The organism is Bradyrhizobium sp. BRP56 (assembly GCF_020194035.1).
GTDB classification, from domain to species: domain Bacteria; phylum Pseudomonadota; class Alphaproteobacteria; order Rhizobiales; family Xanthobacteraceae; genus Bradyrhizobium; species Bradyrhizobium australafricanum.
In genome coordinates, this window is record NZ_JADYVV010000120.1 from 1 (window position 1) to 11,476 (window position 11,476).

Below are 11,476 nucleotides of genomic sequence, written 5' to 3' on the forward strand. Positions count from 1 at the left end.
GCCCTGGCGGCTTTCGCTCAGCGATCCCCGCGTCGCGGGCCTGTTCTGGCAGATCCTGGTGGTCGCCATCGCAGTCGCCGTCGTCGCCTGGCTGTGGTCCAACGCGGTCCATAACCTCTCGGTGCGGCGCATCTCGACCGGCTTTGCCTTCCTCGGCCGTGAAGCCGGCATGCCGATCGCCGACAGCTGGATCGACTACACGCCGAAGAACACTTACCTGCGCGCCTTCATCGTCGGCGTCGTCAACACGCTGCGCGTCGCGGTCATCGGCATCGTGCTGGCGACCGTGATCGGCACGCTGGTCGGCATCGCGCGGTTGTCCTCGAACTGGCTGCTGGCGCGGCTCGCTGCCGTCTATGTCGAGGTGCTGCGCGACCTGCCGCTGCTGCTGCAGCTGTTGTTCTGGTACGTGCTGATGCAGGGCCTGCCGGCGGCGCGCCAGGCGTGGAAGCCGGTCGATGGGGTCTATCTGTCCAACCGCGGCCTGGTGCTGCCGTCGGTGCCGCTGCATGAGGCCAATGGCTGGACGCTCGCTGCGCTGGTCGCCGGCGTGATCGTCTTCCTCATCGTCAGGCGCCGCCTGATCGCGCAGCAGATGCTCGATGGCAAGGCGCGGCCGGTCTGGCCCTACGCGCTCGGCCTCATCATCGCGCTGCCTGCGCTGGTGTCGTGGCTTCTGGGCGCAAGCTGGAGCGTCATGCTGCCCGAGCTGCGCGGCTTCAACTTCGTCGGCGGGCTGACCCTGGCGCCGGAATATTTCGCGCTGCTGATCGCGCTCGTCACGTATACTTCGGCGTTCATCGCCGAGATCGTGCGCAGCGGCATCCAGGCGGTGCCGCGCGGCCAGTCGGACGCCGCCAAGGCGCTCGGGCTGAAGCGCAGCTTCGTGCTGCAGCACATCGTGCTGCCGCAGGCGCTGCGCGTCATCATCCCGCCGATGACCAGCCAGTACCTGAACCTGACCAAGAATTCCTCGCTCGCGGTCGCTGTCGGCTACCAGGACATCGTCTCGATCGCCAACACCACGCTGAACCAGACCGGGCAGGCGATCGAGTCGATCGCTCTGATCATGATGGTGTTCCTCACCATCAGCCTCGGCATCAGCCTGTTCATGAACTGGTACAACGCGCGGATCGCGCTGGTGGAGCGCTGACATGAGCTCGGTCGCACATCTCCCGCAGGATCCGCTGCCGATCGGCCGGCGCCGCGCGCAGCGCACGCTCGGCGGCCGGATCGTGGCCTGGCTGCGCGCCAACCTGTTCGCGTCGGTGACGTCAAGCATCATGACGCTGCTGCTGCTGTTCGTGCTCGGCAAAGCGTGCATCGGCCTCTGGCAATGGGGCATCGCCAACGCGGTCTGGATCGTCTCGGGCAACGACACCAGCGCCTGCCGCGCGCTGCGCGGCGTCGGCGCCTGCTGGGCGGTGATCCCCGAGAAGTACCGCTTCATCCTGTTCGGCACCTATCCGTTCAGCGAGCAGTGGCGGCCGGCGCTCGCGGTCGTGATCTTCATCGCGCTGTTCGTGGTCTCGAGCCGCCGCAGCTTCTGGCGCAAGGAGCTGTTCCTGCTGTGGGCTGCGGCCTTGATCGCGATCGGGTGCCTGATGTGGGGCGGCTTTCTCGGCATGTCCTTTGTCACGCAGGACCGCTGGGGCGGGCTGCCGGTGACGCTGATCCTGGCGACTTTCGGATTGGCGTTCGGCTTCCCGCTCGGAATCCTGGTCGCGCTCGGCCGCCGCTCCAAGCTGCCGGCGATCCGCTCGCTCTGCGTGCTCTATGTCGAGCTGATCCGCGGCGTGCCGCTGATCAGCCTGTTGTTCATGGCGAGCGTCATGTTTCCACTGTTCATGCCCGACGGCGTCAACATCGACAAATTGCTGCGCGCCCAGATCGCCTTCATCCTCTATGCCGGCGCCTACCTTGCGGAAGTGGTGCGCGGCGGTCTGCAGGCGGTGCCGCGCGGACAATATGAGGCCGCCGACGCGCTCGGGCTGTCCTACTGGGAGAAGAACGCGCTGATCGTGCTGCCGCAGGCGATCCGCCACGTCATCCCGCCGCTGGTCAACACCTTCATCGCCTTCTTCAAGGACACCAGCCTGGTCCTGATCATCGGCATCTTCGATCTCTTGACGACCGCCAAGACCGCGATCGTCGATCCGGCCTGGCAGGCCTTCAGCGTCGAGGTCTATGTGTTCGTCGGCGTGATCTACTTCGTGTTCTGCTTTGCGATGTCGCGCTACAGCCGCGGCCTCGAGGCGCAGCGCGCGCACGGCTGAGCGATCCGGATTCTCCGTCGCTTGCCTCCCTCACATGCTGCATCCTTCGGTGCCGGCATGTTCGCATCCGCAGCCGTGTGCTTTGATTTCTGGAGCGGCCTGTTCTGGCCTTAACGATGCGGCAACCAAGACTTGGCTGATGGTTGGCGCAAAGGCGCGGCTGGCACAGAGTGCACTAGGCGATGTTCCGCCCGTAACTTATCTTGAGCGCGATTGGATTCGCGAGCGCGCGCGATGACAGAAATCATTGTTCGCGCGGGCATCGTTCGATCTGGACTGAACGCAAATGCTGCCGTTGATTTGTTGATTTGGTGCGGGACTGACAGGCTTTACTTTTTGATTTTTGCCGTACGCCAATGGCCGAAGACAACGCCGCCTATCCAGAAAGCACCCGAAGCCAGGTCCACGATGCCCTGCAGGGCTTTTCGACCGATGAGCTTCGCCAACTCCTGGCGGAGATCGAGCAATTCCTGAGTGTTGAAGCCAAGCCTCGCCGACCGAGACTGCGACTGGCGGGAGGCACATACGTGAACGAGTATACCGCGCGCGCAAACATCGACCACTATCTGGATCTGCTGAAGCGCCCGGACGTTCCAACCAACACGAGATCGATGCTCAACAAGCGGCTGCTTGAGGAAGAAGACAAGCTCGGCCGCCGACACGAGCAACTGGAGTTTGCCGAAAGCAGGGCCGCAGCGTGCCGGGATCGCGCAGATCGCCAGCGGCGTCTGGCGGAATCGTTTGCCCCTGGTTCGGTTGACCGAGAGCAGGCCGAAAGGCTGCTGGTCAATTTCGAGGCGCTTGCGCAGTTCGTGGAGGGCTTCTGTCGCCAGATGCGCCACACCGTGAACCATAGTCCGCTTTAAGCGCGACGCCGCCTCGGCTCCGCGGACTCCTCATCATCACCATCTTCCAGCGTCCGGTCGGCCCTTTGACCGCGTAGGCGCTTTGCCTCGGGGCGATGCCAAGCGACCGGGGGGGTACGCTGTTCGTCGGCGTGATCTACTTCGTGTTCTGCTTTGCGATGTCGCGCTACAGCCGCGGCCTCGAGGCGCAGCGCCTGTCGAATTGAGGAGGCGTGATCATTCTTGGCAACAGCGCGGAAAGTCCCTGCCGCACCCGAATTGCTCGCGCTGCTGTTTCCAAGCCGTAAAGCCCAGCCTCAAATGGCAGTCCTCGTAGAAATACGCTGAATTCGACTGCCGTCCGCCAAACCGGCGCAGTTTCGGCCCCGGCACTGTCCACGGCAGCGGACGACCGCTGGCCTCCCGGCGCGCCACCAACTCGTCGTAGTATTGGACGTCGGACGGCTGAATTGAGGGCTGCAATTCATTGCGCAGATAATGTCCGCGTTGCCAGTTGTCGGCCACGCGCTTCATGAGATGCCATTTGCGCCGATAGCCGGAACTGAGTTGCGCCGGCTCCTCGTTGGCGAGCCCCAATGCCGCGATGAAAAAGTATTGCGCGGCCGTGCCGAGGTCGCAGTTCGGCTGCTCGAAGATCCATTCGATCACGCTATCCCGATCGTCGCTGTTGTGATCCCAGCTGTCGACGATGACGTGCCAGGTGTCGGGCGTCTGATCCTTGATCCAGAGCAGGAAGTCGTCGGGCTCGGTACTCAGCGCCGCATGCGGACACGGCCAATATTGCGACTTGAGTTCTTCGTCCGGCGCAGCCGCTTTTTTTCTGGCCTCTTCCTGCTGTTGCGCGACGGCCTGCATGGCGTGAACGGCATGCCGACGCTGCCGCATCCGCTTTGCCGTCGCGGCGTCCAGCGGTCGCAAGAGGTAATCGACGTGAGCCTCGCTCTCGGGCTCGGGAGGCAGGAAGTAGACGGAAAGCGCTGCATCCAGGCGGACGATCGCGGCCGCAGGCAGCAACTGTATGGTGTCGCAGTACGACCCGATGGTCGTGTCGCGCATCCCGATGCGCGCAGCGCGCGCTTCCAGCTCGACATCCGCGAGGAAGTAGTCCCACGACAGCCCCTCGAATGGCCGGGTCGCAAGGCCTTGAAACGTAATGCGGCTCTGGATAGCGCTTCGGTGGAGCGCAAGGTTTTCGTCGGACAGTCCCACGCCGCCACCGGATTGAGCCTGATCTCGAACTTCGTCGCCTGTCATGCCGGCCTCATTGGAATTTGCCGTGGCATTCTAGGCATCAGATGTTGATCGATCCTGAGTCCGCAGCGTCGATTTCTGCGTTTCTGGAACGGGACTATTGACCGATGTAGCCCGGGCGGCCGGCGGAAACGTCTTGCCATACCGTGCCGGACCTATTTATGATCATAAAATGGATAAATCGGCTCTCCCGTCCCTTGACCCTTCGCGCCGCGCCTCGATCAAGCGCAAGCGCTCGGACGCGGTCGCGGACCTGATCCGCAGCCACATCTTCCAGGCCGGCTTGCAGCCAAATGATCGGCTGCCGCAGGAGGGCGAGCTGATCGAGATGTTCGGCTGCAGCCGCTCGACCATCCGCGAGGCGCTCAAGTCCCTGGAGGTGCAGGGGCTGGTGCAGAACACCACCGGCCCCGGCGGCGGCGCGCGGGTGGCGCCGGTGTCGATCAACCGGATCGTCGGCCTGCTCAGCAACTATTTCTATTTCCAGTCGACCAGCACCGCGCAGATCTACCAGATCCGCCGGCTGATCGAGCCGGAGCTCGCCTTCAGCGTGGTCGGTCACCTCACGGCGGAGCATTTCGCCGCACTGGAAAAGGCGATCGCGGCCCAGGAGCATCATCCCGACGGCGATGCCGATTGGGAACATCATCGCCACGCCGAGATCGATTTCCACGACATCCTGATCGAGGCCTGTCCCAACCCGCTGCTCGGCCTGATGTGCCGGTTCGTCAACGAGGCCATCAGGCATCTGATCGGCAAGCTCGGCGTACAGGAGTTCGCATCCAGCTTCACCTGCGAGAATATCGAGTTTCACAAGCGTCTGCTGGCCGCGTTCCGCTCCGGCAATGCCGCGCGCGCCCGGCGTGTGATGCTCGATCATGTGCTGAGCGCCGAAGCGGTGGTCGTTCCCGCGGAAGACCGGCGCATCGATCTGCCCGTCTTTCATCAGCCGCTGCGGCTCGATTGAACCGCATCGGCCGACTGCTGCATCACGCCCTGGAGAAAACGACAATGGACACGCGGCGCGAGAATGAGTTGTGGAGCTGGTCGGCCGTCGATCTGGCGCGTGCGATCGCGACGCGCGCGATTTCCAGCCGGGAGGCCGTGCGATCCAGCCTCGATCGCATCGCCGAGGTCAATCCGGCATTGAACGCCATTGTCGCTGTCCTCGCCGATGAAGCGCTGGCCACCGCGGATGCGGCGGACGCCGCGGTGAAGTCAGGCGCGGAGCTCGGCGTGCTGCATGGCGTTCCGGTCACCATCAAGGTCAATGTCGACCAGCGCGGCTGCGCCACCACCAATGGCGTCGTGGCCTTCCGCGACGTGATCGCCACCGAGGACAGCCCGGTGGTCGCGAATCTTCGCAAAGCGGGCGCGGTCATTGTCGGGCGCACCAACACGCCGGCCTTTTCGCACCGCTGGTTCACCAACAACGATCTGCACGGCGCGACCTACAATCCGTGGAGCCGCCGGCTGACGCCGGGCGGCTCCAGCGGCGGCGCGGCGTCGGCGGTTGCCTCCGGGATGGGCGCGATCGCGCACGGCAATGATTTCGGCGGCTCGATCCGCTATCCCGCTTACGCCTGCGGCGTCGCCGGCCTGCGTCCGACGCCGGGGCGGATCCCCGCGTTCAATCCGTCGGCAACCGGCGACCGTCCGATCACCGCGCAGATGATGTCGGTGCAGGGGCCGTTCGCCCGCTCGGTCGCCGATCTCGGGCTCGGCCTTGCCGCGATGGCCCAGGCGGACGCGCGCGACGGCACATGGCTGCCGGTGCCCCTGCAAGGTGCGCCGCTCAAGCGTCCGATCGGCGTCGCGATCGCGCCCGCGCCGTTCGGCGACGAGGCGCCGGAGGTGAGCGCGGCGGTGCGCGCTGCCGGGCGCTGGCTCGCGGAGGCCGGCTTTGCCGTGGAGGAGACCGTGCCGCCGCGGCTCGCGGAGGCCGCCGATCTCTGGCATCGCCTCGTCATCAATGAGGAGCGGCGCGTCCTGGCGCCGATGATCCGCAAGTTCGGCGACGATCGGAGCCGCTACAATCTCGAGTGCCATATCGCCTACGCGCCCGAGCTCGACGGCGATCAGGTGCTCGCCTGCTTCGAGCAGCGGTTGGCGATCGTGCGGGCCTGGCAGCTGTTCCAGGAGCGCTGTCCCGTCATCATCCTGCCGGTCTCGGCGCAACTGCCGTTCCGGTTCGATCAGGATCAGGAAGACGCGGCGGTGGTCCGCGCGCTGCTCGACGCGCAGCGGCCGCTGCTGGCGGTGCCCGCGCTCGGCTTTCCGTCGGTCGTGGTGCCGACCGGGACCGCCGGCGGCGCGCCGGTCGGCGTGCAGGTGATCGCCGGCCGCTTCCGGGAAGACGTCTGTCTCGCAGTGGCCGAGCTGATCGAGGCGCGTGCATCAAAGCTGACGCCGATCGACCCGCGAGACTGAACCAACAACAAGCACCGAACAATCATGGGAGAACATCACGTGACGAATGCACCGATCTGGCAATGGTCCGCCGTCGACACGGCCGCGGCGATCCGAAACAACGAAGTGACGTCGGAGGAGGTGGTCCGCGCGCATCTCGACCGCATGCAGGAAGCCAATCCGGCGCTCAACGCCGTCGTGGTCGATCTCGGCGCGTCGGCGATGCAGGCGGCGAAGGCCGCGGACGAGGCGCTGGCCGCGAGCAAGCGCGGAGGCGGCGCCGTCGGGGCGCTGCACGGCGTGCCGGTCACGATCAAGATCAACATCGACGTCGAGGGACAGGCCAATTCGAACGGCGTGGTGGCATTCAAGGACAACATCGCGCCGGGCGACTCGCCGGTGACGGCCAATCTCAGGAAGGCCGGCGCCGTCATCATCGGCCTCACCAACACGCCGGAGTTCTCGCTGCGCGGCTTCACCGACAACCCGCTGCATGGCCTGACGCGCAATCCCTGGAATGCCGACGTGACCTGCGGCGGATCGTCGGGCGGCGCCGGCGCGTCGATCGCGGCCGGCATCGGCACCATCGCGCATGGCAACGACATCGGCGGCTCGCTGCGCTGGCCGGCGCATTGCAACGGCATCGCCACCATCAAGCCGACCCAGGGCCGCATCCCGGCGTTCAATCCCAGCGCCACGGTAGAACGGCCGCTGATGGCGCAGTTCATGTCGTCGCAAGGGCCGCTGGCGCGCCACGTCGCCGACGTGCGCCTCGGCCTCGAGGTGATGGCGCAGCGCGACCCGCGCGATCCCTGGTACGTGCCGGCGCCGCTGACGGGGCCGAAGCCGGCCGGGCCGATCAAGGTCGCGCTCGCAAAGATCCCCGAGGACATGGCGACCGATCGCAGCGTGATTGCGCTCCAGCGCAAGGCGGCGGATCATCTCGCCGATGCCGGCTATGCGGTCAGTGAGGTCGAGGTCCCCGACCTCAACAAGGTCTGGCAGCTCTGGTGCGACTTGATCATGACCGAGACCCGCGTGTTGCAGCAGGACCAGATGCTGGCGACCACCAGCGCCGACTTCCAGAAGACGTTCCGCGGCTTCATGGCCCTGGCCAACCCGCTCGACCAGGCCGGCTACATGAAGGCGATTGCCGAGCGCTCGCGCCATATCCGGAACTGGATGACGTTCCTCGAGCAGTATCCGCTGGTCGTGATGCCGACCACCGTGCGCAAGACGCCGGAGGTCAATGCCGATCTCGGCGGCGATCAGCGCGTCAAGGATTTGTTCTGGAACGACCTGCGCTTCATTTCGTCGATGAACGTGCTGGGGCTGCCGGCGGCCGTGGTGCCGGTGGGCCTCGATGAAGGATTGCCGGTCGGCGTCCAGATCGTCGGCTCGCGCTATCGCGAGGACATGTGTCTCGACGCCGCCGAGGCGATCGAACGCAAGGCCGGCGTTCTGGCACGGCAATTGTGGCAACGGCGCTGAGCTAACTCCGGCACAACAGGTGTCGCGGTGAAAATTTCGCCGCGACATCTGGTCTTGCTGTCCACGATCAGTGCGAAAATAGCCGCCGGTATCTTGGCAGCGTCACCTAGGGCATGCCTGATGTACTGGCGTCAAAATTACCGGTTTCAAAGCATCGAAGATTGCATTTCTTTATGAAAATCTGAGCGAGTCGGAATTTTATCGAGCGGGCGACCGAACAGTAGGAAATGCGAGATGTCCGGATACTGAAGTTGGTCGACCTTGCCGGATTGGACTTCTCGATACTGTTGTCGCAGTTCCATAAGGAGACGTCCAAGAACGTTCATGCCGACAAGCGTTCCGTCTTCGGCTGGTTTCGCGCCCCAAAAGTCATCTTTGGTCGACTCTTCAACGATGGGCTTATCCTGCGTCCGCTCAAGAACGGCCCCAAAACGCGACCAATTCTGGCTGAGCTTGATACGAAGACACCAACGCATGACGTTGACGCGCACATCATTCCAGTCGTTCCGTGTCCGGCTGTGATACTTCTTACTCTTCATCTTTGCCGTCATGGGACTTAGTTGATCAAGGATTAGCCTTTGTACGTCGGGTTCGTTAGGATAGCGGCATGCTTGATATAGAGCTTCTGCGGTCGCAATTCGAACGTTCAGTACAACGATCGGAAAGCCGGGAGCCATATTTGAAAGAGGACCAAACTCTCCCGTAGTCGTGCGAAAGTCTGCGATGGTCGCTGCAAGGTCATCAAGCATTTGTTGAGTTATGGCCATACGCAACTATAGCGCGCGATTTTGGCTTGTTGCACTATTCTTTTGGATGATGCGCTGGTTCTTGACGCTTGGTCCGCGCTTCTCGTCACGGCGTTCGCATGACCGGCGACGCGCGATGCCGACGCCTCTGTCATGTTCCTTCTCCCGGAATTTCTCAACGGCATCGCAGAGCGCCATGCCGGCGACGGGGTTGTCGGCGATCCCTGATTGCTTCAGGAGATCGTCCGAAACGTCGAAACCCCTGGGAACGAAATGTCCATCACGAAACGCTCGCATGTCCTGGTCGCAATTGCCGTGTGTCTCTCATTTGCGGCCTGCGCTGCCCGAGCGGAGGATGGCGTGCTGCGGGTCGGCATCATCACCGACATGAGCGGGCAATATTCCGACGGCAATGGCCCGGGATCGGTGATCGCGGCGCAGATGGCCGCGGAGGAAATCGGCGGCACGGTCGCCGGACGCAAGATCGAGATCATTTCGGCGGATCACCAGAACAAGCCTGACGTGGCGACCGGCATCGTGCGCAACTGGATCGACAACAAGGGTGTCGACGTGATCGCCGAAGGCGTCAATTCCGCGGTGGCGCTCGCGATCCAGACCGTGACGCGCGAACGCAAGAAGCTGTTCCTGATCTCGGGCTCGGGCTCGTCCGATCTCACCGGCAAGCAATGCTCGCCGACGAGCGTGCAGTGGACTTACGACACCTATGCCTCCTCGAACGCGACGGCGAAGGCTGTGGTTGCGCGCGGCGGCACGCCCTGGTTCTTCCTGACGGCGGATTATGCGTTCGGCCAGGCGCTCGAGCGCGATGCGAGCAAGGCCGTGACATCGGCCGGCGGCAAGGTGCTGGGCGCGGTCCGCCACCCCTTCGACACCGCGGATTTCTCGTCCTTCCTGCTGCAGGCCCAGTCCTCCGGCGCCAAGATCCTGGCGCTTGCCAATGCCGGTTCCGACTTCCGCAACGCGGTCTCTCAAGCCGACGAGTTCAATATCCGCGCCAGCATGCAACTCGTCGCGCTGCAGGTGACGCTCACCGACGTGCCCGCGCTTGGCCTCGCGCATGCGCACGATCTGCTGTTCACCGATTCCTTCTATTGGGATCGCACGCCGGAGACGCGCGTGTTCGCCCAGGAGTTCTTCAAGCGGCACGGGGCGATGCCGACCGCCTATCAGGCCGGCGTCAACTCGGCGCTCAGGCACTACTTCAAGGCGGTCGCCGCCACCAACTCGGTCGATTCGGAGGCCGTGATCGCGCAGATGCGCAAGACCCCGGTCGGGCGACCAGGCCTTCCGTCCGCTCGATGAAGGCGGCTGCCCTTACGTCGCCAAATCGCACTAGCATCAAGAACTTGCATCGAGCCTTCGCGTGAGTTTTTCTGGCATCATGCGCGAGTTTTGATCGATTGTCCGGTGCCGATCCTGAAGATACGTTCGTATTGAGATCAGTCTCAGTCGACAGATCATGATCGTCGCGCAGGTCGCTGCACGGTTCTGAGCGAACTGGGGGCTTGCTGCGTGTTGACGTCGCTGAGACCTTCTCGTCCGCCCGGCAAGACCGGGCGCAGCGGCGATCTGGACAGGAGACGCAGCAACATGACGGGCGACACGGGTGTTCGGGCTGGCCAGTGCCATTGCGGCGCGGTGCGTTTCGAGGTGACGCTCAGCGACGGCTTCAATTCGATCCGCCGCTGCACCTGCTCTTACTGCCGGATGCGGGGCGCCGTCGTTGCCATGGCCGAAATGGGCGGGATCAAGTTCCTGCACGGCGAGGAGGCGTTGACAAGCTACCGCTTCCATACCGGATCGGCGCAGCACTTCTTCTGTTCGCGCTGCGGAATCTACACCCATCATCAACGACGATCGAACCAGAACCTGTATGCCGTCAACGTGGCCTGCCTGGATGGCGTAAGCCCGTTCGACTTCCCCGAGGTGCCTGTGATGGACGGCGTCAATCATACGAACGACACCGGCCAGCCGACGCGCCGGGCAGGCACACTCCGCTTCATCCCCGCCGACTAACGATCGCTGTCGGCCGACGACCGCCCGGCTCGTCGCGGGACGACGGTGCGAGGGAAGGGAGCCCTTCCACCGCTGCCTCGGGCAAATCATGCCGCGAGAATGCGGAAGTGTGTCATAGACGACGCCACACATTCGGTGTCGTCCCTGCCTAGTGCGCAATTGCGCACGGGAGCAGGGACCCATAACCACCGATGCTGATTATTGCGCGTCGCTGGAACAGCGAGTCCCCTCCACAACAACCGCCGCGGAGTATGGGTCCCTGCTTTCGTGTTTAGTCCCGTGAGTTTAGCAACGGCCTGGATCGGGGCCTGGTAGCCGAGGCATTTGAGGCGAGTCCGGTTGTAGTCGTGGACGAACCTGGCGATGAAGGCGTCGCGATCGGCATGGTCGATGAAGGTCC

At 64.0% G+C, this 11,476-nt stretch carries 11 protein-coding genes; 8 read left to right on the forward strand and 3 right to left on the reverse strand.

Annotation, left to right across the window (positions count from 1 at the left end; genetic code table 11):
* The first annotated feature begins 40 nt into the window (after positions 1-40).
* From I6F38_RS42080 to I6F38_RS42090, 3 genes are all read left to right on the forward strand, one after another.
* On the forward strand, positions 41-1,153 hold the full coding sequence (locus tag I6F38_RS42080; RefSeq protein WP_225164535.1) for an ABC transporter permease subunit: 1,113 nt from the start codon (positions 41-43) through the stop codon (positions 1,151-1,153).
* Between the two features lies 1 nt (position 1,154).
* Positions 1,155-2,276: an amino acid ABC transporter permease gene (locus I6F38_RS42085; RefSeq protein WP_225164525.1), complete on the forward strand. Its 1,122-nt coding sequence runs from the start codon at positions 1,155-1,157 to the stop codon at positions 2,274-2,276.
* 356 nt (positions 2,277-2,632) lie between these two features.
* Positions 2,633-3,142 (forward strand): hypothetical protein, encoded by a 510-nt coding sequence (locus tag I6F38_RS42090; protein WP_225164526.1) that lies wholly within the window; start codon positions 2,633-2,635, stop codon positions 3,140-3,142.
* A 216-nt stretch (positions 3,143-3,358) separates the two neighbouring features.
* Here the strand turns inward: I6F38_RS42090 and I6F38_RS42095 are convergent, their stop codons facing one another.
* On the reverse strand, positions 3,359-4,396 hold the full coding sequence (locus I6F38_RS42095) for a DUF4274 domain-containing protein (RefSeq protein ID WP_225164527.1): 1,038 nt from the start codon (positions 4,394-4,396) through the stop codon (positions 3,359-3,361).
* A gap of 169 nt (positions 4,397-4,565) precedes the next feature.
* On the opposite strand from I6F38_RS42095, the gene I6F38_RS42100 reads away from it, so the two are divergent.
* From I6F38_RS42100 to I6F38_RS42110, 3 genes are read left to right on the forward strand one after another with little or no spacing between them, the layout of a single operon-like run.
* Positions 4,566-5,360: a FadR/GntR family transcriptional regulator gene (locus tag I6F38_RS42100; protein WP_225164528.1), complete on the forward strand. Its 795-nt coding sequence runs from the start codon at positions 4,566-4,568 to the stop codon at positions 5,358-5,360.
* Between the two features lie 44 nt (positions 5,361-5,404).
* Positions 5,405-6,823, forward strand: a complete 1,419-nt coding sequence (locus I6F38_RS42105; RefSeq protein WP_225164529.1) for an amidase family protein — start codon at positions 5,405-5,407, stop codon at positions 6,821-6,823.
* A 24-nt stretch (positions 6,824-6,847) separates the two neighbouring features.
* Positions 6,848-8,293, forward strand: coding sequence for an amidase family protein (locus I6F38_RS42110; RefSeq protein ID WP_225164530.1), 1,446 nt, complete (start codon positions 6,848-6,850; stop codon positions 8,291-8,293).
* Between the two features lie 146 nt (positions 8,294-8,439).
* On the opposite strand, the gene I6F38_RS42115 is transcribed toward I6F38_RS42110, so the two are convergent.
* Both I6F38_RS42115 and I6F38_RS42120 read right to left on the reverse strand, forming a co-directional pair.
* Positions 8,440-9,042 (reverse strand): NADAR family protein, encoded by a 603-nt coding sequence (locus I6F38_RS42115; protein ID WP_225164531.1) that lies wholly within the window; start codon positions 9,040-9,042, stop codon positions 8,440-8,442.
* A gap of 24 nt (positions 9,043-9,066) precedes the next feature.
* Positions 9,067-9,336, reverse strand: a complete 270-nt coding sequence (locus I6F38_RS42120; protein WP_225164532.1) for a hypothetical protein — start codon at positions 9,334-9,336, stop codon at positions 9,067-9,069.
* A gap of 63 nt (positions 9,337-9,399) precedes the next feature.
* Here I6F38_RS42120 and I6F38_RS42125 point away from each other — a divergent pair, with 63 nt between their 5' ends.
* The gene (locus I6F38_RS42125; RefSeq protein WP_225164533.1) at positions 9,400-10,362 is read left to right on the forward strand and encodes an ABC transporter substrate-binding protein; all 963 of its coding nucleotides are present in this window, start codon (positions 9,400-9,402) and stop codon (positions 10,360-10,362) included.
* A gap of 288 nt (positions 10,363-10,650) precedes the next feature.
* A complete protein-coding gene (locus tag I6F38_RS42130) occupies positions 10,651-11,076 on the forward strand; it encodes a GFA family protein (RefSeq protein WP_225164534.1) in 426 nt (141 codons plus the stop codon).
* Positions 11,077-11,476 lie beyond the last annotated feature (400 nt).

Bases quoted from the DNA above. Each gene is read 5' to 3' on its own strand.
- I6F38_RS42115 (WP_225164531.1), bottom strand. From the start codon at position 9,042: ATGCTTGATGACCTTGCAGCGACCATCGCAGACTTTCGCACGACTACG.
- I6F38_RS42105 (WP_225164529.1), top strand. From the start codon at position 5,405: ATGGACACGCGGCGCGAGAATGAGTTGTGGAGCTGGTCGGCCGTCGAT.
- I6F38_RS42085 (WP_225164525.1), top strand. From the start codon at position 1,155: ATGAGCTCGGTCGCACATCTCCCGCAGGATCCGCTGCCGATCGGCCGG.
- I6F38_RS42090 (WP_225164526.1), top strand. From the start codon at position 2,633: ATGGCCGAAGACAACGCCGCCTATCCAGAAAGCACCCGAAGCCAGGTC.
- I6F38_RS42110 (WP_225164530.1), top strand. From the start codon at position 6,848: ATGGGAGAACATCACGTGACGAATGCACCGATCTGGCAATGGTCCGCC.
- I6F38_RS42120 (WP_225164532.1), bottom strand. From the start codon at position 9,336: ATGCGAGCGTTTCGTGATGGACATTTCGTTCCCAGGGGTTTCGACGTT.
- I6F38_RS42095 (WP_225164527.1), bottom strand. From the start codon at position 4,396: ATGACAGGCGACGAAGTTCGAGATCAGGCTCAATCCGGTGGCGGCGTG.
- I6F38_RS42130 (WP_225164534.1), top strand. From the start codon at position 10,651: ATGACGGGCGACACGGGTGTTCGGGCTGGCCAGTGCCATTGCGGCGCG.
- I6F38_RS42100 (WP_225164528.1), top strand. From the start codon at position 4,566: ATGGATAAATCGGCTCTCCCGTCCCTTGACCCTTCGCGCCGCGCCTCG.